This window comes from Streptomyces tateyamensis (assembly GCF_003205575.1).
GTDB lineage: Bacteria > Actinomycetota > Actinomycetes > Streptomycetales > Streptomycetaceae > Kitasatospora > Kitasatospora tateyamensis.
In genome coordinates this window covers 18763-42485 of record NZ_PYBW01000001.1, presented here as the reverse complement: position 1 = coordinate 42485, position 23723 = coordinate 18763, and the positions used below count along the sequence as shown (strand labels likewise).

At 70.9% G+C, this 23723-nt stretch carries 27 protein-coding genes; 17 read left to right on the top strand and 10 right to left on the bottom strand.

The annotated features are described in order from the left end of the window. The first annotated feature begins 320 nt into the window (after nt 1-320). The gene (locus tag C7C46_RS00200; protein WP_110664456.1) at nt 321-827 is read left to right on the top strand and encodes a SigE family RNA polymerase sigma factor; all 507 of its coding nucleotides are present in this window, start codon (nt 321-323) and stop codon (nt 825-827) included. After that, nucleotides 805-1788, top strand: a complete 984-nt coding sequence (locus C7C46_RS00195) for a TrbL/VirB6 family protein (RefSeq protein WP_146258939.1) — start codon at nt 805-807, stop codon at nt 1786-1788. Before C7C46_RS00200 ends, C7C46_RS00195 begins: the two co-directional genes overlap by 23 nt. A gap of 225 nt (nt 1789-2013) precedes the next feature. Here the strand turns inward: C7C46_RS00195 and C7C46_RS00190 are convergent, their stop codons facing one another. Both C7C46_RS00190 and C7C46_RS00185 read right to left on the bottom strand, forming a co-directional pair. Beyond that, entirely contained in the window at nt 2014-2922 is a 909-nt protein-coding gene (locus C7C46_RS00190; protein WP_110664454.1) for an aminoglycoside phosphotransferase family protein, read from the bottom strand. A 40-nt stretch (nt 2923-2962) separates the two neighbouring features. Further along, nucleotides 2963-3859 (bottom strand): helix-turn-helix domain-containing protein, encoded by an 897-nt coding sequence (locus tag C7C46_RS00185; RefSeq protein WP_110664453.1) that lies wholly within the window; start codon nt 3857-3859, stop codon nt 2963-2965. Nucleotides 3860-4048: 189 nt separating this feature from the next. Between C7C46_RS00185 and C7C46_RS00180 the strand changes: the two genes are divergently transcribed. Together C7C46_RS00180 and C7C46_RS34115 are read left to right on the top strand one after the other, a co-directional pair. Beyond that, nucleotides 4049-4810 carry an SDR family oxidoreductase gene (locus C7C46_RS00180; RefSeq protein ID WP_110664452.1) on the top strand — a complete coding sequence of 254 codons (762 nt, stop codon included), beginning with the start codon at nt 4049-4051 and terminating at the stop codon, nt 4808-4810. Nucleotides 4811-5148: 338 nt separating this feature from the next. Then, nucleotides 5149-5355, top strand: coding sequence for a hypothetical protein (locus C7C46_RS34115; RefSeq protein ID WP_146258938.1), 207 nt, complete (start codon nt 5149-5151; stop codon nt 5353-5355). 93 nt (nt 5356-5448) lie between these two features. On the opposite strand, the gene C7C46_RS00175 is transcribed toward C7C46_RS34115, so the two are convergent. Continuing rightward, entirely contained in the window at nt 5449-5796 is a 348-nt protein-coding gene (locus tag C7C46_RS00175) for a hypothetical protein (protein ID WP_146258937.1), read from the bottom strand. Nucleotides 5797-5931: 135 nt separating this feature from the next. Between C7C46_RS00175 and C7C46_RS00170 the strand changes: the two genes are divergently transcribed. From C7C46_RS00170 to C7C46_RS00160, 4 genes are all read left to right on the top strand, one after another. Further along, the gene (locus C7C46_RS00170; RefSeq protein ID WP_110664450.1) at nt 5932-6306 is read left to right on the top strand and encodes a hypothetical protein; all 375 of its coding nucleotides are present in this window, start codon (nt 5932-5934) and stop codon (nt 6304-6306) included. Nucleotides 6307-6744: 438 nt separating this feature from the next. Continuing rightward, nucleotides 6745-6885, top strand: coding sequence for a hypothetical protein (locus C7C46_RS34620; protein ID WP_181442105.1), 141 nt, complete (start codon nt 6745-6747; stop codon nt 6883-6885). Between the two features lie 128 nt (nt 6886-7013). After that, nucleotides 7014-7484 (top strand): hypothetical protein, encoded by a 471-nt coding sequence (locus C7C46_RS00165; RefSeq protein ID WP_110664449.1) that lies wholly within the window; start codon nt 7014-7016, stop codon nt 7482-7484. Nucleotides 7485-7653: 169 nt separating this feature from the next. Further along, on the top strand, nt 7654-8214 hold the full coding sequence (locus tag C7C46_RS00160; RefSeq protein ID WP_110664448.1) for a hypothetical protein: 561 nt from the start codon (nt 7654-7656) through the stop codon (nt 8212-8214). A 357-nt stretch (nt 8215-8571) separates the two neighbouring features. Here the strand turns inward: C7C46_RS00160 and C7C46_RS00155 are convergent, their stop codons facing one another. After that, the gene (locus C7C46_RS00155; RefSeq protein WP_110664447.1) at nt 8572-9300 is read right to left on the bottom strand and encodes a TetR/AcrR family transcriptional regulator; all 729 of its coding nucleotides are present in this window, start codon (nt 9298-9300) and stop codon (nt 8572-8574) included. Nucleotides 9301-9390: 90 nt separating this feature from the next. On the opposite strand from C7C46_RS00155, the gene C7C46_RS00150 reads away from it, so the two are divergent. Further along, nucleotides 9391-10251 (top strand): SDR family oxidoreductase, encoded by an 861-nt coding sequence (locus C7C46_RS00150; protein WP_110664446.1) that lies wholly within the window; start codon nt 9391-9393, stop codon nt 10249-10251. A gap of 289 nt (nt 10252-10540) precedes the next feature. Here the strand turns inward: C7C46_RS00150 and C7C46_RS00145 are convergent, their stop codons facing one another. From C7C46_RS00145 to C7C46_RS00135, 3 genes are all read right to left on the bottom strand, one after another. Then, nucleotides 10541-10978 carry a nuclear transport factor 2 family protein gene (locus tag C7C46_RS00145; RefSeq protein ID WP_110664461.1) on the bottom strand — a complete coding sequence of 146 codons (438 nt, stop codon included), beginning with the start codon at nt 10976-10978 and terminating at the stop codon, nt 10541-10543. Nucleotides 10979-10983: 5 nt separating this feature from the next. Further along, entirely contained in the window at nt 10984-11790 is an 807-nt protein-coding gene (locus tag C7C46_RS00140) for an MBL fold metallo-hydrolase (RefSeq protein ID WP_110664445.1), read from the bottom strand. A gap of 166 nt (nt 11791-11956) precedes the next feature. Beyond that, a complete protein-coding gene (locus C7C46_RS00135; RefSeq protein ID WP_425469999.1) occupies nt 11957-12445 on the bottom strand; it encodes a MarR family winged helix-turn-helix transcriptional regulator in 489 nt (162 codons plus the stop codon). A gap of 142 nt (nt 12446-12587) precedes the next feature. Between C7C46_RS00135 and C7C46_RS00130 the strand changes: the two genes are divergently transcribed. The 5 genes from C7C46_RS00130 (at nt 12588) to C7C46_RS00110 (ending at nt 16968) form a co-directional block, all read left to right on the top strand. After that, the gene (locus C7C46_RS00130) at nt 12588-13187 is read left to right on the top strand and encodes a cation diffusion facilitator family transporter (protein ID WP_245983921.1); all 600 of its coding nucleotides are present in this window, start codon (nt 12588-12590) and stop codon (nt 13185-13187) included. A gap of 799 nt (nt 13188-13986) precedes the next feature. Further along, a complete protein-coding gene (locus tag C7C46_RS00125) occupies nt 13987-14343 on the top strand; it encodes a hypothetical protein (protein ID WP_245983919.1) in 357 nt (118 codons plus the stop codon). Nucleotides 14344-14435: 92 nt separating this feature from the next. Further along, entirely contained in the window at nt 14436-14732 is a 297-nt protein-coding gene (locus tag C7C46_RS00120; RefSeq protein ID WP_245983917.1) for a tail fiber domain-containing protein, read from the top strand. A gap of 370 nt (nt 14733-15102) precedes the next feature. Then, nucleotides 15103-15627: a 2OG-Fe(II) oxygenase gene (locus tag C7C46_RS00115; protein WP_245983916.1), complete on the top strand. Its 525-nt coding sequence runs from the start codon at nt 15103-15105 to the stop codon at nt 15625-15627. 543 nt (nt 15628-16170) lie between these two features. Next, nucleotides 16171-16968: a hypothetical protein gene (locus C7C46_RS00110; protein ID WP_146258936.1), complete on the top strand. Its 798-nt coding sequence runs from the start codon at nt 16171-16173 to the stop codon at nt 16966-16968. A 502-nt stretch (nt 16969-17470) separates the two neighbouring features. Here the strand turns inward: C7C46_RS00110 and C7C46_RS00100 are convergent. After that, a complete protein-coding gene (locus tag C7C46_RS00100) occupies nt 17471-18439 on the bottom strand; it encodes a helix-turn-helix domain-containing protein (RefSeq protein ID WP_110664440.1) in 969 nt (322 codons plus the stop codon). Nucleotides 18440-18573: 134 nt separating this feature from the next. Here C7C46_RS00100 and C7C46_RS00095 point away from each other — a divergent pair, with 134 nt between their 5' ends. Further along, nucleotides 18574-19611 (top strand): saccharopine dehydrogenase family protein, encoded by a 1038-nt coding sequence (locus C7C46_RS00095; protein ID WP_181442104.1) that lies wholly within the window; start codon nt 18574-18576, stop codon nt 19609-19611. A 285-nt stretch (nt 19612-19896) separates the two neighbouring features. On the opposite strand, the gene C7C46_RS00090 is transcribed toward C7C46_RS00095, so the two are convergent. After that, nucleotides 19897-20355: a MarR family winged helix-turn-helix transcriptional regulator gene (locus C7C46_RS00090; RefSeq protein WP_110664439.1), complete on the bottom strand. Its 459-nt coding sequence runs from the start codon at nt 20353-20355 to the stop codon at nt 19897-19899. A 62-nt stretch (nt 20356-20417) separates the two neighbouring features. On the opposite strand from C7C46_RS00090, the gene C7C46_RS00085 reads away from it, so the two are divergent. Both C7C46_RS00085 and C7C46_RS00080 read left to right on the top strand, forming a co-directional pair. After that, on the top strand, nt 20418-20786 hold the full coding sequence (locus C7C46_RS00085) for a VOC family protein (protein WP_110664438.1): 369 nt from the start codon (nt 20418-20420) through the stop codon (nt 20784-20786). Nucleotides 20787-21252: 466 nt separating this feature from the next. Then, the gene (locus C7C46_RS00080; protein ID WP_110664437.1) at nt 21253-21762 is read left to right on the top strand and encodes a Rieske (2Fe-2S) protein; all 510 of its coding nucleotides are present in this window, start codon (nt 21253-21255) and stop codon (nt 21760-21762) included. 338 nt (nt 21763-22100) lie between these two features. Here C7C46_RS00080 and C7C46_RS00070 read toward each other — a convergent pair whose 3' ends face one another. Further along, nucleotides 22101-23552, bottom strand: coding sequence for a cellulose binding domain-containing protein (locus C7C46_RS00070; RefSeq protein WP_110664435.1), 1452 nt, complete (start codon nt 23550-23552; stop codon nt 22101-22103). Nucleotides 23553-23723 lie beyond the last annotated feature (171 nt).

Genomic DNA, 23723 nt, shown 5'->3' with positions numbered 1-23723 from the left:
GGCCATGCCCTTGGTGCTGCTGACCACCGTCGGCGCGAGGAGCGGCAAGTTCGCGTGGTGGGTTCGTCGGCGTTTTCCCCGGGTGGTGGCCCCGCCCGCTGCCCGCTGCCCCGCCCGCCGCCCGCTGGCGGGCCGGTGGCTGTGGCCGGTCGGGTTGCCAGTACCGGGGCGTGGGGTCGGTGGCGGCGGGTGGTTGTCCGGCTGGCTGGTGGCGAGTGTGTATTTTGATTTTCTGTGCGACCTGGGGGCGTGGTCAGGGCGTGTAGTTGGGGTGACGGCAGTGGCAAGGACAGCATGTACGACCCCTGGGGGGACCTGTGATGGATGGCGCGCTCAGTTTCGAGGAGTTCGCGAGTACGCGTGCCCGTCGGTTGTTCCAGTTGGCCTACGTGATGTGCGGGGACTGGCATCAGGCGCAGGATCTGGTGCAGACGACGCTGGCGAAGATGTTCGCGGCGTGGGGGCGGTTGCGGCGCGGGCGGGATGAGCCGGGGTTGGATGCGTATGCCCGCAAGGTGTTGCTGCGCAGCTATCTGTCGCATCGCCGGTTGCGGCGTTCGTCGGAGTTGGTGACTGCGCAGTTGCCGGAGTCGGCGGCTGAGGGTGACGGTGCGGACCTGCGGCTGACGTTGGCGTTCGCGGTGGCGCAGTTGCCGCCGCGTAACCGCGCGGTGGTGGCGCTGCACTATCTGGAGGACCTCAGCACGGAGGCGGTGGCCGAGTTGTTGGGGATGTCGGTCAGCGCGGTGAAGAGTCTCAACACCCGTTCGCTGGCCCGGTTGAGGGAGATCCTGGCGCAGGACCGTGACCTGCTGCACCGGCACTGACGTCACTGCTGGGCAATCGGTGTGTCCGTACCCTTTTTTCGACGAGGAGTGTGTGATGGATTTCGAGGAGCAGCTCAGCCGGGAGTTGGGCGAGGAGGTTGAGCGGCTGGGTCCGCCGGTCCACGAGATGGTCGCGGAGGCGGGCCGGCAGGGACTGCGGTTGCGGCGTCGGCGTCGTCAGCAGATCGCGGGGTCGCTGGCGGTGGTGGCGGCGTTGGCGACCACGGGGACGGTCCTGGGGCTGGAGCGCGGGGTGGTTCCGGCGTCGGCGGCGGTGCAGCCGGCCGGTCCGGCGGCCGGCGGCTCCCCGACGGGGGGTTCCCCGGCCCCGGTCCCGACCGGGACGGGGGTGGCCGGCGGTGCGCCGAGCGCCGGCGGTTCTCCGACCGCGGGTGGTTCTGCGGGTGCGGGGACGATGCCGTTGGGCGGTGACGCGATGCTGGCGGTCCTTTCGGGGTTGCTGCCCGCTGATGCGAAGCTGGCCAACTACCATGCGGGGCAGCCAGATTGGGCGCAGCTGCCGGGGGCGCCGGGGTTCTCGGTGGAGGTCGACAGCGGGCAGGGGCCGGTGTGGGTCGCGGTGTCGGTGCGTGATCGGGTCACGGGGCTGCCGGCCACGGACTGCAACACGACCGGGAGTACCGGTGATTCGCGTCCGGACTGCACGCCCGGTACCCAGCACGACGGCTCGACGATCCAGGCGATCGGCGACTGGGACGGGCCGGCCGACTGCTCGCCGGTCGAGCTCGACGTCAAGCACACGGACCAGGTCGCGGTGCGTCTGACGCTGCGTACCTGTGTGTCGCGCGCCGGTGCGCTCGTTCCCACCCACAAGCCGGTCCAGACGCTGGCCCCGTGGGCCAACCCGGTGACCAGCTCGCACAACTGGCAGCCGCAGGTGCCCGCTTCACTGGCCGCGCAGGGCGGGGCACTGGCGAAGAGCATCCCGACCGTCAACTGACGGGCGGCCCCTACCGCTCCACCGCGGCTCTTGGCCGCCGCCCCGGGCGTGCGGGGCCTGTCCTCGGCTCGTGCGATGGTCGTGCTGTCATCGCGGTGCGGGTCCCAGCCGCCACCCCTGTGCGGGGTGGCGGCTTCGGGCTTCCGGTCGGAGTGTGCGGGCTGGTTGGTGCCCGTCGTGGTCAGCGGCGGGTTCGGGGCGGTGTGGGGCCGGGTCTGGCTCGGTCTACCGGTGGGGCGGGCTCTTCAGGACGCGGTCGAGTGCTGCTCGGCCGGCGGGTCCCCAGTGTGGTTTGCCGCCGGGCAGGGCGCGGTCGCCGTTTTGGCCCATCAGTATCAGGAACAGGCTCTTCATCGCGGCCAGTCCGCGTGCCCGTCGGATCGTTGCCTCGTTCGCGTGCGTGTAGTGGTTGAAGAACCGTGAGGCGCCGTCGGCGGGGAGCAGTGTCCAGGCGGCGGCGAGGTCCCATGCCGGGTCGCCGGCGAAGAGGTCGCCGAAGTCGACGATGCCGGCCAGTGTCCCGTTCGCGACCACGACGTTCGCGGGGTGCAGGTCGCCGTGTACCCACACCCGCGGGCCCTCCCACCGGGGTGCGGCGACTGCGTCGTCCCATACGGCCCGGATGCCGTCCTGGGTGGAGCGCGCGAGGTCCACGGCTTGCAGGAGCCTTTCGAAGCCTTCCGTGCACTCCTTGGGGTGTGCGCCACGGTCCGAGGCGTCCGGCGCGTCGGTGGGTGCCGCCACGTGCAGCGTCTGGAGGAAGGCGGCCAGCGTGTCGGCTGCGTGGTGGCCGCGGGTGATCGTGCTGTGGTCCAGTGGCGTGCCCTGCACCCAGGTCATGACGGTCCAGACCTTGGGGAAGCGCTCGGACGGCGTACCGTTCCGCACGGGCACCGGGATCGGCAGCGGCAGGCGCGAGGCCAGGGCCGGCAGCCAGCGGCGCTCCTTGAGCTGCAGATCCGGGGTGGTGTCCATCCGCTGCATGCGGACAGCCAACTCGTCCCCGAGGCGCCACATCTGGTTGCCCCAGCCGCCCTCCACCTTTCGGATGGGCAACTCGGCCAGATCCGGGTGCTGATCCCGCAGCAGGTCGCGAACCAGGTCTTCGCTGATCTCGATCTCGGACTGGGTCATGCGAGGTGATAGTACGCGGGTCCGGGGGATTCGGAACGGCTCAGCGCGGGGTGTGGTGGGGGGCGCCGTGTGGGTGGTCGGGTGCGGTGTCGGTGGGTTCGGGGGTTCCGGTGGCTGAGAGTGCGGCGAGGAGTTGTAGTTTCTCGTCGCTGTCGCTGTCTTTGTCGGGGTAGTAGACGACGAGGATGACGTCGTCGATGGGGAGTTTGTCCCGGTGCAGGCGCAGGTCGCCGACGACGGGGTGGTGCACTGTGGTGGTGCCTCCGTCGAGGGGGCGGACGTCGTGGCGGGCCCACAGGGTGCGGAACCGCTGGCTGGACAGGGCGAGTTCCCCGACCAGTTCGACGAACCGGGGGTTGTCGGTGTCGTCGCCGACGGTGGTGCGCAGGGCGGCGACGAAGTCGGCGGTGGCTTTGGCCCAGTCCTGGTGGAACGCTTGTTCTTCCGGGTCGAGGAGGAGGCTGCGCAGCCGGTTCAGGCCGGGCCGCAGCCGGGGTGAGAGGGCGAGGGCCATGGGGTTGGAGGCCAGCACGTCGAAGGCGCGTCCTTCGACGAACGCGGGGATTTGAAGGTGGGCGAGCAGTTCGTGCAGGCGCGCCGGTACGTGTTCGGGCCGTTTGCGGCGCGGCGTCCTGGGGTGCGTCGGCGTGAGGCCGAGCAGGTACGTGCGCTCGATGTCGTCGAGGCGCAGGACGCGCGCGAGTGATTCGAGGACCTGGGGGGAGGGGTTCGTGTCGCGGCCCCGTTCCAGGCGCAGGTAGTAGTCGGGGCTGATTCCGGCGAGGAGGGCGACTTCCTCACGGCGCAGGCCGGGTACACGGCGGTTGCCGCCGGGCGGCAGTCCGGCCTGCGCGGGGGAGACCAGCCCGCGCCGGGCGCGGAGGTAGCTGCCGAGCCGGTTGCCGGATTCCTCGTCCTTCTTACCGACGTGCTTCATACCGACACCGTAGTGCGGTGCACGTCTCCCAAAGGGGGCCCTGGCAGGACCAGGGAAGAGCAGGGCCCTGCCCGGCGGGGCGAATGGCGTCAAGACTGCGGTGACGCTGTCTCGCCAAGGGGCGGCGGGTATCACTGTCTGCGCCGCGGCCCTACGGCCGGCGGCGTCCTGGACTGAAGGGAAGATCTTATGGATCTCTCCAACCGCACGGTTCTTGTCGTCGGCGGGACCTCGGGTATCGGCCGGGAGCTGGCCCGGCGGTTCGCTGCGGCGGGCAGCACGGTGGCCGTTGGCGGCCGCAGCCCGCAGGCACTGGCGGAACTGGCCGAGGAAGGGTTCGCCGCGTTCAGCATCGACGTCACCGACAGCGTCAGCGTCGCATCCGGGCGTGACGCCGTGCTCGCCCGGTACCCGGACCTGGACACCGTGGTGACCATGTCGGGCGTCATGCTCCTGGAGGACCTGCGCGAGCCCGCGCACTTCGAGGCGGCCGCAGCGACGATCGACACCAACCTGCTGGGCACCATCCGGGTCATCGACGCCTTCACCCCTCACCTGGTGCGGCGAGGTGCCGGCACCTTCCTCACCGTCACCTCCGGCATCGCCTTCCTGCCGTTCCCGCCCATGCCCAGCTACGCGGCCTCGAAGGCCGGCGTGCACGCCTACTCCGAGGCACTGCGCGCGCAGCTCGCCGGCACCGGTGTCGGCGTCGTCGAGCTGGTCCCTCCGGCCGTGGCCACAGCGGGCCAGGAAAAGGTGAACCCGCACGCGCTGCCCCTCGACGACTTCGCCACCGAGGTCATGCACCTGCTCTCCCAGGACCCCACCCCTCGCGAGATCCTCGTGAAGGGCGTCCTCATGCACCGCTGGGCCGAGCGCGAGGGCACCTACGACGACCTCGTCGCCCAGCGCTCCCGGGCGCTGGCCATGCTCCCCGGCCGCCACGCCTGACCCCTTCCCGAAGCGCCCGGCCGACAGTGCCGGGTGGTTCCGCCCGATCCGCGTCCTCCTTCGGTGGTCGGCCGGCCCGGGCCGAGCCCGAGGCGGGAGGGGATCGATTGGGTGGGGACCAGGGCGCGCGGGTTCGTCCGCGCCGGGCATCGTTTCCGTTGCCTTGACGGAGCGGCTGGTGACGACTCGCCCTGTTCTGAGGCGGCGTCAGTGACGGGCGAATTCCGTGGACTGCGAGACGGCCGCCTCGTTAGCATGATCAGAACAACTGATCGCCTGCCGTGACAGGGCCCTGAAGGGCCGGCCCCGGGGGCGCGACCGGGGCTACCCTTCGGGGTATGGGCGAGTCGGCTGGTCGGGACAGGCCGTGCGGCAGTTGTCCGCGGTGCGGGCGGGCGCTGGTCCGTGAGCGGCTGCCGCTGCAGGACGGACCGCTCTACCTCGCCATGGAGGGGCCGCCGGCATGCCCGAGCTGCTCGGCGCAGGAGGTCGAGGAGTACCTGGAGCTCTGGGGGCCGCCGCCGCCCGACGAGGACCAGCGCTGACCGTCCCCGCCACCGGTCGGCGCAACCCCGCCTGCCGGGGTTCGCGCGACACCGCGAACCCCGCACCGGAGCAGGCGCCGGTGTGCAAGCCGGTCATGAGGTCCGTGGTGCAATCAGCAGCTGCGGCCAGGTGCCCCAGTGGAGAAACTCCGGCTGCCAGGCGCCCCTGGCGCGTTCCGCAATGGCTGACGAGGCCTCAGCGGACAGCCAGGTGAGCCGGATGAACTCCCGCAGATCCCGGCCGAGGAGGACGTCGGCCCCGAACACGCTCACGGCCACCGTCTTTGGTTCTTCCTCGAAGGTGCTGACCAGCAGGTCGAAGAACGCGTCCCACCGAGGGTGCCCGGGCAGGTAGTTCCCGACGGCCGCCACTTCATCGGCGGCACACGCTTCTCCCGGACTGCCACGTGACTCCCCCCGATCCACGGCCCTGAAGGCCATCGCCGTCGATCGTGTCCGAAAAGCCGCTGGTAACGGGCCCCGGACCCTGTGAGGGTACCCCTTGCCCGGTCAGCCGCAGCGGCGACCGGGCACCGTACCCCGCCCTCCTCGCTCCCTCCGGAAAGGACCCACCCCGTGCTGACCCAGCGCACCCGCCTGCGATCCGCCGTCGCCGCCCTCGGCATCGGCGCCGTGATCGCCCTCTGCTCGCCGGCCACCCCGGCCCTCGCCGCCAACGAGGGGGACCACTGGATCAGCGCCGGCAACTGCCTGGCCGACCAGAAAGTCCAACTGACCTTCGTCAACGGCGCCTGGCACGACGAGCAGGAGCTCAACCCGATCAACACCGACAACGGCCAGTGCCAGTTCGTCCTGACCGACAACGGCGCCCTCCTCTGGGAGTCCAACGGCGCCGGCTCCAACTGGTGGCCCGACGGCCCCGGCCACAAGATCTGCGCCATCGTCTACCCCCCGGCCGCCCAGCGGGGCGCCCTCGGCATCTGCAACTGAGCCCACCCCGCCGCCCCGGCTCCCGCCTCCGGGGCGGCGGCCCCCACCCGTGAGCCGCGTGCTGCAACACTCGTGCCCGGTCGTGCGAGACCGACCTGGTCGCGAAGTCACCCTGGAGTACCAATACTCCAGCCGTGGATCGTGATCTTCATGTCCGGGCGGGCGTTTCGTGGGTAGGGGCGCAGCGCGGGGCCGGGTCCGGGGCCGATCGTGCCCGCATCCGGGCTGGGCCGCGGACCGTGCCCTGCCGTGCCCTGCTACCTGTTCGTGTCGGGCTGTCCTCAAGCTGCCAGGCAGCTTCGTGCCCATGCTTTCCCGGTGACTGGGTGCGTGGAGCCTGCCAGGATTTTCCATGTCGGAAGGGACAGCACCCAGGCGGTGCCCGACCCCGGCCACTTCCCTGCCTCTACAGCGTAGTTGGAGTCTTCCTTGCCGCGGTTGACCGCTGTCCTGCTCGTCGCCCTGATCACCCTCGGTACCGGCGATGGCCTGTCGGCCGCGTCCGCCCAGCCCTCCGGCCCGCAGGCCGGCCCGGTCGCGCTCGACGGCTACGGCTGGGGCGGCGGGCACCCCAGCTGAGCCACCGCCCCGAAGGGTGCCCGGCCCAGCCCGGCCCAACCCGGCAAGCCCGGCCCGGTGATGCAGGCCGGACGCCCGCCTGCCCTTCCTCCCCCGACCGCCATGTTCAGAGATTGGGACGACCATCCATGCGTGAAATCCTGCGCCGCGCCGCCCTGGGCGCCACGTTGATCGCCGCCACCGCCGGCGGCCTGACCTTCGCCGCCGGGCCGGCCTCCGCCGCGGGCTGGGGCTGTTCGGGCAGCGAGGTCAGCGGCTCGCCGTACGCGGTGACCACCGACTCCGGCACCGTGTACAGCTACGCCCACCTGTTCTACGACTCCTCGACCGGCATGAACTGCGCTGTCAACGTCAAGGCCGGCAGCCTGTACGGTGTCGCCAGCTACACCGGCGTCACCCTCTACGAGTGCGCCCAGGACACCCCGGGCACCTGCACCGGCATCGAGGTGGCTCCCGACGACAGCACCACGTTCAAGTACTACGCCGGCCCGGTGTCGGTCCCCGGCCGCGGCCACTGCGTGCAGCTGTGGGCGGAGACCGACAACGCCGCGCGCACCTCGTACGCGACCTACGACAGCTACCAGGGCTTCCACTGCTGATCCCGCAGGGCGCGCACAGTCCTCCCGGTGACCCAGTCAGTTCCACCCGCCACGCACGACCAGTCATGCCGGTGGCCCCCACTGTGCGCGTGCGCGTGCACCTTGGCGCCGGCCCGCCTGGGCGCCTCCTGGACCCCTGGCCGCACCGCGGCCGAAAGGAAGACGACGCATGCCACTCGACCACTCCACCGACGACAAGGGCGCCGAGAACGGCAGGGGCCGCAGGCGGCTGCTGCGCACCGGGGTGACCGCGCTCGCCGCGGCCACCGCGCTGTGCCTGGCCGGTACCGACGCGATGGCGGCCGACGCCCAGGCGGCCACCTTCACCCTGGCGCAGTCGGACTGGCACCCCGGCAACTACGCGGTCGGCTCCGGGTACGCCGGCTCGATACACCTGACGACCACGCTCACTTTCCAGTCCGACGGCAACCTGGTCCTCATCCAGAACGACGGCGACCAGCCCGCCGTCGTCTGGGCCTCCGGCACGGCCAACAAGGGCGTGGTGCGGCTGGACTGGTCCCAGTCCGGCTACGTCAAGCTGCTGAACGCCTCCGGTGCCACCGTGTGCACGATGGGCGCCCTCAGCCCCGCCCCCGGCGGCCATGCCGAGGTACAGGGCGACGGCAACCTCGTCTTCTACAACTCCAGCGGGCACGCCACCTGGTCCACCGGCACCTCCGGCGACCGCGTCGGCTCGCCCGGCGCCAACCTGGACTACTGCTTCACCTGATCCCGAACAGACCCCCGTGAACCCCCGCACCGCCACGGGGCGACACCGGCTGCGTGCAACGCCTCCGGCCTGACCGCCACCGACGCGCCCGCGGCCTCGGCGCCCTCGGGCCGTATGAACGATGAGGCCGACGGTGGCCCCACGGCCCTGACGGGTTGTCAGAGGGTTTTCGGTCCCTGGTCGGCGTCGAGTGCTCGTCCGGCCGGGGGCTTGGCGGTCCGGGGCCGTGCGGGCCGTGTTCGGGGCGCCGTGGATTTCCCCTCTCGGTATACCTGCGTCGTGCGGCGAGCTGCGTCTGCCGTATCGAGTGGTCTCTCTTGGTGGGGTCGGTTCTGCACGTGGGCGCCTGACGCGACGTCAGGTCTGCGGCGCGCCGTCGTGCGCGGCCAGGCGGGTGAGCCATTCGTGCAGGAGGTGCTGTTCGGCGTCGGTGAGGACGTTGGCGGTGTCGGGGAGGGCGGCGCGCAGTGCGCGGGCTGCTGGGCCTGGGCCGGTCTGCGTGGTGGGGATTGCCGGTTCGACGCGGGTGACGGCGGTGACCATGGATTCGCGCAGGATGGTCAACAGTGCCGGGTTGCGGCGGTCTGCGGGGGTGGCGTGCCATGTGGTGACCGCGCCCTGGCCGGTGGCCTGGATGATCTGGGCGGCCAGTTCCTCGTCGACCCGCAGCCATCCTGCGGCTGCCAGCCGGCGCACCCGTCCGTGGAGGATCTCCAGGCCCGCGCGGTGCGCGGCGTCCGATGCCCGGCCGGTGGCGCGGTTCATCACGGCGAACAGTTCCGGGCGGGTGACCCCGAACTCCACCACCAGGTCCCAGCCGCGGCGCAGCTCCGCCACCGGGTCCTGGGGGGCCGGGTCGAGCTGGGCGCGCTTGCTCTCCAGGAACTGGGCGTAGCCGTACTCGGCGACCGCTTCCAGCAGTCCCTCCTTGTCGCCGAACAGGCGGTAGATCGCCGGTGGTTGCGTCCCGGCCGCAGCGGCGACCGCGCGGGTGCTCACCGCGTCGGGGCCGCCGTTCTCCAGCAGCTCGACGGCCGCCTCGACGATGCGGTGCCGGGAGGCGTCGGTGGTGTCGCGCGTAGGCATGAATCGATGGTAGCGAAAGTCTGCTTCCACTGTTAGTTTCAGTGTTACTCTTTGAATGATTCCACTGGAAACACTGTGGGGAGAACTTCTGTGATCATCGTGACCGGAGCTACCGGAAAACTCGGCCGGCGCACCGTCGAGCGCCTCTTGGACCGCTTTCCCGCCGAGCGCATCGGGGTGAGCGTGCGCGATCCCCGCTCGGCCCGGGACCTGGCCGACCGCGGCGTGCGCGTGCGACGGGGCGACTTCGACGACCCCGCCTCGCTCGTGCACGCCTTCGAAGGGGCCGAGCAACTGCTGCTGGTCTCCCTGGACCGCACGGGCGAGGAGTGCGTCACCGGCCACCGCGCCGCCATCGAGGCCGCCGTGAAGGCCGGCGTCGGCCGCATCCTCTACACCAGCCAGATGGGCGCCGCCCACGACTCCCGCTTCCAGGCATGCCGCGACCACGCCCGCACCGAGGACCTGCTGCGCGCCACCGGCCTGCCCTGGACGGCGCTGCGCAACGGCTTCTACGCCGCCAGCGCCCTGCAGTTCCTGGAGTCCGCCCGCCGCACCGGCGACATCGCCCTGCCCGCCGACGGCCCGGTCGCCTGGACCGGCCACGACGACCTCGCCGAGGCCACCGCGGCGATCCTCGCCGACGAGGGCCGCTTCGAGGGGCCCACCCCGCCGCTCACCGGCCCGGCGGCGCTCGACTTCGACGCCGTCGCCGAGATCGCTGCCCAGGCCACCGGACGGCCCTTCACCCGCACCGTCGTCTCCGACGGCGCCTTTCGCGAGCAGGCCCTGGCGCACGGCGCCCCGGCCCCGATCGCCGACCTGCTGGTGAGCATCTTCGCGGCGGCGCGAGGTGGCGAGTTCACCACTGTCGACTCGACGCTGGCGGAACTGATCGGGCGCGAGCCCGCTACTTTCCGTACTTTGCTGGAGCACGCCTGGGTCGAATAGACCGGGCGGGGCCGTATGCGCGGGCGTGGCGGTGGTGCCGCGCCGGGGATGCCCGCCCGGTGTCGTGCGCGCTTGGGCAAGCCCCGCGTGGGCCGCCGGGCTAGCCGCTGTGGGAGGGGGCAAGCCGCACGGGCTGGTCGGGAGGGCGGCGGCCCGGGCCCGCGTTCCGGGGGCCGCGAGCGTCCCCGAAGCCGGGACAACGCTTGGCCGCGTCAGCGCGCGACGAGGCCAAGCGGTTCAGGGGCCTCTTTTGCGCCTGCGCGCGACGGGCCCCTGCCGGCGGGTGCCGTCAGGCGGTCATGGCGTCGCGGACGAGGGCGGTGTCGACGAACTGCTCGAAGCGGACGATGCGGCCGCCGCGGACCACGAAGTGATGGGCGACGCGGACGTCGACAGGCTTGCCGGTGGTCTTGTTGACGGCGGTGTAGCGGGCGAGGACGACGACGTTCTCGCCGTCGGCGACGTACGTGTCGTCGTGGGCCGTCCAGTCCTCCCATTCCTTGCCGAGCCGCTCCATGACGTTCGTCGTGACGCCGTCGGGGGTGCGGTAGGTGCCGGCGAGGGGGAAGCCGGCCATCTCGGTCCACTCCACGTCGGGGGCGAGGGTGGCGCGCAGGGCCTCAAGGTCGCCGGCGGCGGAGGCCAGGTACTGGCGGCGCACCACGTCGGCCGGTGCGGTGGAAGTGGCGAAGTCCGCGGTGGCGTTCGCGTTCTGGTGGTGGGTCATCTCGTTCAGCCCCACGTCATCTCGCCCTTGGCGACCTTCGCGCCGATCTGCGCGGCGATCAGCATCCCGTGGTCGGGGTAGCGCTTGACCAGGGCTTCGGTCAGGGCGGCACCGTCGGCGGCCTGGCCGAGTTCCTTCTCGAACGATGCCAGGTACTCGCGGGTGTTCGTGATGGCGGTGGCGTCCGCCGGGGTGCCGGGCAGGCGGTGGCCGGGGACGACCAGGCGCGGGTCCAGGGCGGCCATCTCGTCCAGCAGGGCGGTCCAGGCAGCGCGCTGCTGCGTGGTCGCGGTGTCGGCGACCCAGACGTGCTCCTGCTGGAACAGCAGTACGCCGCCGAGGATCGCGCGCTGCTCGGCCTGCCACAGGTAGTGCCGGTCCGGCAGCGCGGCGGGGCCGCCCTTCAGCTCGAAGCGGTGTCCCTCCAGCTCCAGGCCGCCGGTCAGCGGCTTGAGGTCCACCAGGCGGGTCGGCAGGTTCGCCCCCAGCGCCTCCCAGGCCTTCAGCTTGCCCTGGTAGGAGTGCCCGATGTGCTCGACGGTAATCGGCGTGGCGACGAACGCCGCGTCCGGGAAGGCGTCGGCGAGCACCTCGGCGCCGAAGTAGAAGTCCGGGTCACCGTGGCTGACGAACACGGTGGTCAGTTTCTTGCCGGAGTCCAGGACGGCGGCGGCCAGCCGGTGCCCGTCCGCGCGGGTGAAGCCGGCGTCCACCAGCAGCGCGTTGCGCTCGCCGGTGACCAAGGTTGCGGTCTTGTTCTTGGAGCCGACCGGGAAGTCCAGGTCGAGGACGGTGAAGTCGAGACTGCTCACGTGGGTCTCCTCAGGAGGGTCGTCCGCCGGACGCGGGCGAGTTACCTGATCTAACAGTAACTGCGTAGTCAGGTATTCCGCTGGGCCGGCAACCGGCGCCGGCTCCCGACCCGACCTTGGCCGCAGGACCGGCCGCGCGCCAGCGCGGGCGGCCGTCCAGGCGACGTCAGCGCAGACGGGGCAACGCGTCACGCGCAGTGTTGCTGAGGATGCGCAGGTCCTCCGCGAACCGATCCCGGTCCTCTTCGGGGAGGACGTCGAGGAAGAACCGCTGGACGTTGGCCACATGCACCCGCGCGGCCCGTACCGCCGTCTCCTCCCCGAAAGGAGTGAGCCGCACCAGGCGCCCACGCCGGTCGGACGGGTCATCGGTGCGCTCCACCAGGCCGGCCGTCTCCATCCGGTCCACCAGCCGGGTCACCCCGCCCGTCGTCAAGACCTGCTCGCGCCCGATCGCCCGCATCGGCAGCCCCGGCTCGCCATGCCGGCCCAGGATCAGCAGCACCTCGAACACCAGGTGGCTGATCCCGCACTCCTCCTCGATCGCCCGCCCCAGAATGTGCTCCAGCCTGGATGCCGCCCCCACCAGCCGTCCGAACGCAAGAACCCGCCCATCCTGAGCCGCCTCCCTCGCCGACCCGATCACCGACTCCATCACCACACCTCCGCAATCCTCATCACGATCTTGCCGGATACCGGTGCTCGCAAGCGTCCGGCCAAGGGCACGGTTGCGCGCGCCAGCAGTTGTCGGTCCAGGAGCCGGGCGGGGTCGAACGGAAGGCTGGGAGAATCCGGTGGTGAACGACGTGAACGAGATGCCGCGCCAGGCCCTGCTCCGTCGGGGCTTCGCGCTCGAGTACGCCACCCTTGGCTGGAACGTGATCGGTATCGGGGTGCTGGCGGTCGCGGCGGTCAGCGCCCGCTCTGTCGCGCTGGCCGGCTTCGGGCTGGACTCCCTGATCGAGATCGGCGCCTCCACCGTCGTGGTCTGGGAGCTGTCCGGCACCGGCGAAGAGCGGGAGAAGCGGGCTCTGAGGCTGATCGGCGTCGGCTTCGCACTGCTCGGGCTCTACCTGCTCGCGCAGTCCACGATCGCCCTGGCCACCGGCTTCCACCCGCACCACTCCACGCTGGGCATCATCTGGACGGCGTTCACCGCCGCCGTGATGTTCGCCCTTGCCTTCGGCAAGGCCCGTACCGGCACCGCGTTGGACAACCCTGTCCTGAAGACCGAGGGCCGGGTCACCCTGGTCGACGGCCTGCTCGCCGCCGCTGTCCTGCTCGGCCTGGTCCTCAACAGCACCCTCGGATGGTGGTGGGCCGACCCGGCAGCCGGCTACGTGCTGGTCTCCTACGCTGCCCGCGAGGTGCGCGAGATCTTCTTCGGCGAACATTGATCACGTCCGAGGACAGGCGCCCACCCCTGCATACCCTGGGCCGCCGACTGCAGCGCGGATACACCGCAACGCGGATACACCGCAACGCGGGTGCGGCACGGGGTGCAACAGGCCGCCAGCTCGCTGGTGCTGCGCAGCCGTTTGTGGTCCAGCAGCGTGCTGGGCAGCACCTTGCGGGCGTGGGCGGACGGATGGCCGCCCTGGGCGAGATCCGGTTCCAGGCCAGGTACATCGTGGTGAGCGTGCTCTGAGTGGGGCCCTGGGGCAGGTGCCGGTCCCGGCGCAGCAGGTGGGCGATCTGGCGCAGGCGCGTGGCACTGGCCTGGGCGAGGGCGATGAACTGGGCTTCGCTGCGCGCGGCAGCTGCCGTCGGGTGGGTGGCGGTCTGTTCGGTGGCTGTCCGGTGCCACTGAATCCTGACCGTTTGCCACTGAGGATTGTTCACTGCCCGGTTCGTGAGATCGAGTCTTGACTGACCAAGTCAGCTCCCTCGGTCGATAGTTCACCCGATCGAGGGCATCTGCGATCTTCGGGCAATATCGTCGGCCGGGCGCCCCTACAGTCTGCGTGTCGTCCGGATGAGACGGCATTCGTCGCTGACACATGGGAGTGGGACGTGAAGTCTTCGAGGCGTATGGCTGTCTCGGCAATGGCCGTGACCATGGCGGCGCTGGGAGTGGGAAGTGGTACCCCCGCCTCGGCTGCCCCCGCGGCGGCGCCGTCGTGCAGCGGGGAGCAGTGCCCCAGTCTGAAGCCGACCAGGCTCTCGGCCAGCCAGGCCAGCCTGAATGTCACCCAGATGCAGTTGGAGAACATCAACGCGATGGCGTCCGACGCGGTGACCGGGGAGCCCATCCGCGGCGCGAAGATCGTGTTCGCCACCATGGGCGGTAGGACGCTGGGGACGGCCTACACGGACTACGACGGCATCGCTGCGATCGCTGCTCCGGAGAACCTGGGCCCCGGGACCCTCCAGGAACTGCTGGGCGGTTACGAGGCCGCCATGGTCGGCGACGGCGTTCACGCCCCGGCCGGGGCCCACGGAGCTATCACGATCGGCACTGACCAGGGCCCCGGTGTCCCGAACAGCCCGTGCGCGGTCTGCAGCGACCGTGCGCTCAAGCAGGACGTGGTCCCGGTCGACTGGAGCCGGTAGCGGTGCGGATCTTCCGTCGGCGGTTCCGGGCGGCTGACCACGGTGCCGGTGCCCCGGCCCGGCTTCGAGCCGGGGCGCGGGAGAGCAGTGGTGTGGCGCCGGTCGGCCCGGTCAACGGCTACGCGGTCCTGGAGACCGTGGCCACGCTGCCCATCAGTACCTGGCGCTACCTCTGGGAGCCGCCAGGCGTGCGTCACCTGGGGCCGATGGCCCAGGACTGGCACGCCGCCTTCGGCTTCAACCAGGACGACACCACTATCCCCGTCGTCGACGGCCTCGGCGTCGCCCTGGTGTGCATCCAGGCACTGCACCGCCGCGTGGAAGAGCTCACGGCCGAAGTGGACCGTCTGCGAGAAGCCGCGAGCGTGAACACGCCTGACGCCGCGTGAGGACGCCGACGGCCTGGTGTGATGCTCCGGTGCTCAGCCGGGGAAGGCCAGTTGCCACCGCCGTCGCGCTCGCTGAGCGCGGCTCGTCGGCGCCATCGCGTCCCTCGGAAGGCCGGGGGAGACCGCTCCTGCGCAACACCCCTCACGATCCAGAAGGCAGGACACCATGACAAGGCAGGACACCTTCGCACGACACGACGCCGTGACGGGACCATCCCAGGCGATGGATCGGCGCTCACCGGTGTGCACGGACGCGGTCTGGCGCCTGCCGGTGACGGTCTGTCGCATCACTCAGTTCCTGGGTGAGCAGACGGCCGGCGCCTTACTGGAGCGCGCCACCGCCTGCGCCGGCGACACGATGGAGCCCTCCATGATCCGCGACCGAGAGGTGGTCCCCGACTTTCGCCGGTCCCGCTCGCACCACGACTTCGCCGCGCCCGAGCTGATGGCAGCCATCGACGAGGTGCTGGAGGCGGTCGAGCACACTCTCGGAGTCTCCTGCCAGTACACCGAACCCAGCTACAGCCTCAACGCGCACAACGACGGGGACTTCTACCGGCCGCACCAGGACACCAGCACTGAGTTCGCCCCCCGACGCCTGCTCACATTCGTGTACTACCTGCATCGCACACCCCGGCCTTTCGACGGGGGCGAACTGCGTGTGTTCGACGCGGCTCTGCCACTGCACACCGAGACGGCCGGCAGGTGGCAGGAGCGCACCTGGCGGGACTGGGAACCCGAGCACGACAGCATCGTGTTCTTCCTCCCCACCGCCTGGCATGAGGTGCGGCCGGTCAGCTGCCCGAGCAGGCAGTACGAGGACAGCCGCTTCGCCATCAACGGCTGGCTGTGCAGCCCCGACCCCGCGAACCGTGGGAGTGCCGCGAGCCTGTGAGGGACAGCGTGTCCGAGTCCGACTGGCGGGGACCCGTCGGTCGGACTCGTCCGAGGCGAGGTCAGGTGAGCGCCCGGGCGCGTGTTCGTGCCAGGGAAGGGCGACCGCCGGGCCCACGGGCCGGACGCTCATGCACAGTACCGCCGGTCATCGTTCGGTGCCGATCGGTGGAAGTTCGGTGTCACGGGACATGGGGTACCTCGGCGGCCACCAGTGCGAAGCAGGACAGCCGCGCTGGTTGAGGGCGCGGGTGAGTTCGCGTCGGCGTCCCGCTCGGCGGTGTTGGCCGGTGTTGATCAGCCGCTCGACCGCTGCATCTGCGCGGGCGCAGGCCGACTCCGCAAGCCCTCTGCGCGATCCCGTCATCCCCAACATGATTTCAGGGAAGCCGACTTGATGGCTGTCACGAACGGCCGCTAGGCAACCTCCCGGTCGTCTGCTGCCGTTGACCGACTCGCAGTTTCCGGTTAACACGGGCATTTCCGGCTCCAAAGCCGTAAAGTCCCTCGAATAACAAGGGAACCAGGGAAGTTGGAGAGTGCCTTGCACGGTCTCAACACGGATGAGTTCGCGGCGACCATCAACGAGCTTGAGCGAGCCCTGCCCGCCGCCAGCACGGAACGCCAGCGCCTGGAAGGCCTGGCGGCTCAGGCAGCCGCCCAGGAGAAGGCGATCCACGACGCACTCGAGAATCTGCGCGCCCTGCGAGACCACGGCATCGAGCCAGTGGCCGAAGACCGCGTGAACGCCCCCGATGAGCTGGGGACCCCCAAGGCCGGTGACGTTGCGACCGAGGCCGACACGCCTGCGCCGGAACCGGTCACGACCGCGGCCCAGGCGCCCGCGAAGAAGACAGCCGCCAAGGATCGCAAGCAGCAGACCACCCCTGCCACCCCCGTGAAGCAGCCTGCCAAGCGGGCCAAAGTGGCTAGCGTGAGCACGCCGGCCCCTGCGAAGAAGACCGCGGAGACCAAGACCGCCGAGAAGAAGACCGCCGAGAAGCCCACCGAGAAGAAGACCGCGGCGAAGAAGACGGCCGACCCCAAGAAGGCCGCAGCGGCCAAGGCCACGACTGCCGCTACCGCGCCTCAGCAGCCGGCACCGGCCGCGCCCGCCACGGCCGGCCGTGGCCGCCGGGACACCGGGGTCACTTTGGACGCGGTGGTGCGGGTCCTCGCGGATGTCCCGGGCTTCCTGCGGGCTGGCGATGTCGTGCAGGCGTTGGGACTCGACGACCTCCCGGGCAACACGAACGCTGTGCGGGCATCCCTGGCCCGCGCCCTCGAAAAGGGCCTGGCCACGCGGGGCGGGCGAGGCGAGTACGCGGCCGCCGGCAAGTAGCCTGGTGGCGCCGCACCTGACCTGACCTGCCCTCACCCGCCCCCGGGGGGGCGGGGCGGGGCGGTCGCCAGAGGCGGCTGGGCTTGGGGCGCCGGCCGCCTGCGTGGTGGTAGCGCAGCACCGCCTCGGCCACGTGGACCCAGGCCCGTTCCGGTCGGTCCTCCTCCGCCAGAGCGGCCTCACGCGCCTTCTCGCACAGCCCGCCTCCCCGACCACCGTGGCTGGCTCGGTGTGCAGTTCGCCGCCCATCTCGTCGCAGCGGGCCAGGGCCCGCAGCGCGGCCCGCACCCGGGAGGTGACGGCGTGGGCCGGGTCGGTGCCGGCTGCCGGGGCTTCGACGCCGGCAAGACGGTGAAGGGCCGAATGAGGTTCGACGTCACCGACACTCTGGGCCTGCTGCCGGCGGTTCACGTGGTCGCGTGACAGTGGCCGGTCGAGGTTCCCCGTCAGCGGTCGACAGGTGGGGAGCTGCCTGGCCGCCGATGGCTACTGACCATGGGTGTCAGCTTCCGAGTTGCAGGTGTGGGGCCGGCTGCTGGGGGCGGAAGGTGCGGCGGTAGGCGTCGGGCGGGACGCCGACGCTGCGGTGGAAGTGGCGGCGCAGGGTGGTCGCGGTGCCCATGCCGGTGGCCGTGGCGATGGTGTCGACGGTGGCGTTGGTGGTTTCCAGGAGTTCCTGGGCGTGGCGGATGCGTTGGGTGTGGAGCCACTGCAGGGGTGTGGTGCCGGTGAGGTGCCTGAAGTGGCGGGCGAGGTGACGTGAGCTCATGCGGGCCTGACGGGCCAGGTCCTCCACGGTGAGCGGCTGGCCCAGGCGTTCCAGTGCCCAGGGGAGGAGTTCGCTCAGGGGGTGGTTGCCGGGCTCGGGCAGGGGAGTGGCGATGAACTGGGCCTGGCCGCCGTCGCGGTGGGGCGGGATGACCAGACGGCGGGCGATCTTGTTGGCGTTGGCCGAGCCGTGGTCGAGGCGGACCAGGTGCAGGCACAGGTCCATGGCGGCGGCCTTGCCCGCCGAGGTGAGTACGTCGCCGTTGTCGACGTAGAGCACGTCCGGATCCACGGTGGCCGCCGGATGGCGCCGGGCCAGCTCCCGGGTGTGCGCCCAGTGGGTGGTGGCGCGTCTGCCGTCGAGCAGTCCGGCCGCGCCCAGGACGAAGGCGCCCGTGCACAGGGAGGCCACGCGGGCGCCGGCCGTGTGGGCGGCGCGCACCGCCTCGACCAGGTCGGCGGGCGGTTCGCGGTCGGTGTCGGCCCAGCCGGGGAGGATCACCGTGTCCGCGTGCGCGAGTTGGTCAAGCCCGTGGTCGGGCTCGAGGCGGAAGCGGCCGATGCGCACCGGACCGCTCCCGCACAGGGAGAAGTCGTACCAGGGGTCCACGATGTGGGTCAGATCGGCGCCGAAGATCTCGATGGCCACGGACAGTTCGTAGTGGAGCATGCCGTCGGTGACGGCCAGTGCGACAGACGGCATGTCCGAAACTGTACGCCCACTGTCGTTTCCGACGCTCGTGCGGGTGCTGCCGCGAGGACAGGATGAGGGTGTCAGACCGCAGCGCAACCACAGCGCAGCGGGCGCGGGCGTTCGAGTGCACGGGGTGAAGTCTCATGGAGTCAGGTCAGCAGGTCGCGGTGTTCGGCGCGTACGGCCACACCGGACGGTTCGTGGTCACGGAACTGGCCGCGCGCGGATACGTCCCGGTGCCCTCCGGCCGCAACGCCCGGGCGCTGCGGGGGTTGGCCGACGAGCACGGCCTCAAGGCCCGGGTGGCGACGGTCGAGGATGCGGCCTCGCTGGACCGGGCCCTGCGGGGGACGGCGGCGGTCATCAACTGCGCCGGCCCCTTCGCGACGACCACTGGGCCGGTGATCGAAGCCGCGCTCCGCGCGAAGATCCCGTACCTGGACGTGGCCGCCGAGCTCGAGGCCAACCTCGACACCTTCGCCCACTACCGCGAGCGGGCGCGGGAAGCGGGGGCGGTGATCGTCCCGGCCATGGCCTTCTTCGGCGGTCTCGGCGACCTGCTGGCCACTGCGGCGATGGGTGACTGGACCGCGGCCGACGAGGCCCACATCGCCTACGCACTCAGCAGCTGGCACCCCAGCGCCGGCACCCGCCTGTCCGGTGCCGTCTCCCGCGAGCGCCGCGGCGACGTCCGCCTGCGCTACGGCGGGGGCCAGTGGGAGCGGCGCACCGACGCCGCGCCCGTCCTTCGGTGGACCTTCCCGGAACCGTTGGGAGTGCGTGAGGTGATCGGGGAGTTCACGATGGCCGACGTCGTCACGGTCCCCCAGCACCTGGCCATCCCCGACGTGACCACCTACATGACCACCGAGGCCGTCCGCGACATCGCCGCCTCCGACACACCGGCACCGACCGCCGCCGACCGCAGCGGACGCTCGGACCAGACCTTCCTCGTCGACGCCGTCGTGCGCTCCAGCGGAGTCGAACGCCGGGCCACGGCCAGCGGTCGGGACATCTACGCCATCACGGCACCCTTGGTCGTCGAAGCCCTCGACCGCGTCCTGACCGGACGCACCAAGACCGCCGGCGTCGCCCCCGCCGGCGAGATCTTCGACGCCCCGGACTTCCTGCGCGCACTCGCCCCGCACATCGCACTCGACCTCCACCCGCAACACGGCTGACCGCGACGCTCCACGACGGCCGACGGCCGCCGCTGCCTGATCCGCCGCAAGCGGGAGGCCGGACTCCAGCACCGGCCGCCCGGCGGCGTGGCCGAGGACGGCGAAGACCCGGTTGACGCGCGGCGCCGCGCGATCCTCGAAGCACTCGGCCTCGACCTGCCGGCGTTGCCCGACCCACGGTCGTGTGGGCTGCCGGTGGCCGACGCGGCCGGCCTCCACCTCTACCCGTCGGGCAGCCCTGGGCCAGGCCGTCCGAGTGCGACGAGGCGCGCGCCGCGGAACGAGCTATGCGGGCTCGTTGTCGCCATGCAGGGAATGGATCATGCTCTGCAGGATCCGGAACGCGTCTGACCGCTCGGTCGCGGTCAGGTCGGCCAGCATTCGGGCCTCGACTGATCGGACGGCTGCGCTCGCCTTCTGGAGGCTTCGTCGGCCGCTCGCTGTGAGCCGCGTGGGAAGCACCTTGCCGACGGGTGCTTCCGCGGGTCTGGTCACGTAGCCGTCTCGTTCAAGGGCCTGGAGCAGCACGTTCATCGTCTGCCGTGTGACGAACGCGCCTCGCGCGAGCTCGGAGTTCGACAAGCCCGGGCGTTGCGCCAGCAGTTCGAGGCAGGAGTAGTGCGTCACGCTCATCCCGAGCGGCCGCAGCACTTCCTCCATGGCCGTGCGAAGCGCGCTCGACGCTTCTTTGAGCAGGTAGCCCAGTGACGTCTCCAGGTTGACGCCGACACCTTCTTGACTCATGTCAGCATTCTGACATACGTTGATGTATGTCAGGAAACTGACACGACCGAAGGAGTGTCACCATGCCCGCCACCGGCCCCGACTTCATCTCGCTCCACGTGCGCGACCTCGACGCTTCGCAGGCGTTCTACGAGCAGTACCTGGGCCTCGTCCGCTCGCCGGCCGGACCGCCGCACGCCGTGGTCTTCGAGACGAAGCCGATCGCGTTCGCACTCCGCTACGTCATTCCCGGCACCGACATCGCATCCGTCGCTCAACCCGGCATCGGTGCCGCGATCTGGCTCCACGCCACCGACGTCCAGGCCATCCACGACGCGATCGTCGCCGACGGCCACACCGTCGTCTCCGCGCCGATCGACGGCCCCTTCGGCCGGACCTTCACCTTCGCCGACCCCGACGGCTACCAGGTCACGCTCCACGACCGCGCTTGACCGACCGAAGGGGCCGTCGATCGGTGGTGACGCCGGGCCGGACAGCGACCTCGTCGCGGGGTACAACGGGGCGCGGGAGGCACCATCAACTTCAGCCCCGACTTGCGGCACTGGCCCTCTATCGGTGTTACCTACGCCTGCTGCTGATCGTGGAGTCCGGCCCGCGCGGCTTCGACACCGACCGCCTCGCCTTCTACCGCCGCCTCCGGGCCGAAGCCGTCGCCGGGCTGCGGACCGGCTGAGGTCCGCTGAGCCCCAGGAACGTGGGGGACGCCGTGTCCTCGGGCCCGCTGGCGCCGGCCCAGCGTGCACCGGCGACCGCCGCGCGCAGACGCGGCTTCAAAAATTCATCCGCCTCATTGATCGAACCGGGCCCGGTGGACGTATGTCCGGTAGAACGCGGGCAGTCGACAGCAGGTTGACCGCTGTCCGGCTGCCGGCCCTCTCCACCGAACAGGATCGTTCCATGGCACAGAACCCCAACCCCACCGCAGTTCCGGCCCGTCGCACGGTGATGGCGGCGGTGGGCGGCACCGGATTGGCGGCGGCGTTGGCCGCTTGCTCGGGAAGCGGCAAGCCGACCGCGGCGCAGCCCCCGTCCGCCGGCGACGCCGCGACAACGGCGGCGTCCGCGCCGCCGGCCTCCGGCAGCCCCGCTCCGGCCGCCAGCCAGTCGCCCGCCACCGGCGGCGCCCCGCTGGCCAGCACCTCCGACATCCCCGTGGGTGGCGGTAGGGTCTTCCCGCAACAGCGGATCGTCGTCACTCAGCCCACCCCGGGCGAGTTCAAAGCGTTCTCCGCGATCTGCACCCATCGAGGTTGCGCGGTCCAGGACGTGTCCGACGGGATGATCAATTGCCCGTGCCACGGGAGCAAGTTCAAGATCGCTGACGGTAGCGTGGCGAACGGACCGGCCACCCAGCCGCTGCCGGCGGCCAAGGTTACGGTGTCCGGGAACTCGATCGCCCTCGGCTGACAGTGATGACGTTCGAGGTGATGTCGCTGATGGGTCTGATCCCTCGGCTGACTGACGTCTCGACTGTGCTGTTCGGGATGTGTCGGCCCGTCGGCGGCGTCAACACGCGCGCGGCCGGACGGGCTGATGCCGTACGTGCCCGTGGCGAGGGCCTTGGGCGAGGGTGTCTCTTCACTGAAGATCACCAACAGCATCCAGAGGTCCGGTCAGGGCCAGTAGCGACGAGCGCTCACTGGCCCTGACCGGCTTCCTCCACACGTACGGCTACTACCGCTGCTACATCGCGCTCGCAGGCCGGCTCCCGTTCAGCCGCGTCAACAACCCTGCGGTCGACAGGCCTAGCCGTTGGGGACGGTGTCGGTGAAGTGCGTGCCGGCGCCGTAGTAGCCGTTGACGGCGTTCTGCACGTCCGTGGGGGACTGGGCCACGCCCTTGGCGAAGTAGACCCAGTTGACCTTCTGGTCCCAGCTGCGGGCGCCGGTGAAGGGCAGGTCGATGAACCACTCGTTGAAGTCGATGGTCATCGGCTCGCGGGGGTAGTACTTGCCGCTGCTGGAGAAGACCTGCTTGCCGTCGATGTAGTAGGTGACGGCGCCGCCGGCCACGGTCGCGACCAGGGTGTGCCAGCCCTGCAGGCTGGCCTGGGTGTCCTGGGTGACCCGGTCCATCGCGTCGGCGCTGTACCAGGTGGTGGTGTACATGGAGTTGGCCGGGCCGCCCCAGCCGCCGTTGGGCAGGTACTCGAAGTCGTCCTCGCTGTAGAGCGAGTTGTCGGGCGTGATGGTGTAGAAGGTTTCGTTGACGTGGTCGCCGTTGGCGCCGGTGGTCGGCCTGTCATTGAAGTAGACCCGGGCGGCGTAGGTGCCTTCCTGGAACTTCTGCTGCACGGTGTCGATCTCGGCCTGGGTGGTGCCGTTGGTAGTGCCGTCGGTGGTCGCGGTCAGGTCCATCACATGGCCGCCCTGCGCACCGGCGTCGGCCGGGAAGCTGATGCCGTTGGCCGACCAGGTGTTCTGCACGCCGGGGCCGCCGGCACCGGTGCGCACCTTCCAGTCGTGGGCGGCCAGGTTCGGGTCGTTGGGGCCGGTGTACGAGAAGTCGTCGAACAGCACGGCGCTCGGCGTGCCGCCGCCCGGGCCGGTGGGCGAGGCGGAGGGCGAGGCAGTGGGTGAGGCGGTGGGCGTGCCGGTGGGGCTGCCGGTGGGCGGGGTGGCGCCACCGGGCTCGGTGCCCCAGACCAGGGTTCCGCCGCGGTAGGCGGTGACCTGGCTCCACGGTGTGTAGGACGTGTCGGCGGCGTTGAAGGAGTAGTCGTTGGCCTGGTTGACGTTCTGCCAGTCCGCGCGGTGCAGCCGCAGTTGCAGCTCGCCGGTGCTCGCACCGGGCGCCAGTGAGCCGGAGCTGAACGAGATCTGCAGGTAGTGGTCGGCGGTCGCGGTCGGGTTCGCGAGGGCGACCACGGTGCCGGTCAGGGTGGAGCAGCCGGGTACCGCCCAGGCGCACTGGAACGTGTAGGAGCCGGGGGTGTCGGCAGTGAAGTAGTACCGCAGTGTCACGGTGCTGAGGTCGACCGGGCTGGTGGTGGTGTTGACCACCTGCAGCCACGGGTCGATCTCGTCGGCCGAGGCCGAAGTGACGGTGGTCTTGTACTGCACGGTGAGCGCGGGGGTCGCGGCCTGCGCGTGGTTCAGGGTGGGGAGCAGCACGGTCGCCGCGCAGGCGAGCGAGGCGGCGGCGACCAGCGCGAGTCGCTTGTGGCCGGTGCGGGGGTGGGGGCGGACGTGGTCCATGGTTCTCCTCGTGGGGAAGGGGAGGGGTCCGCGCCGCGGGCCGGCACGCGCGGTGGGCGGAGGGGATGGATCGAGATCTAGTGCAGTCGGAGGCTTACCAGTGGTCGTCTGACGCTTCCGGTTGTCGTCCAAGGTGACGGCAGCGAACCTAGCTGTCAAGGCGTGATTTGC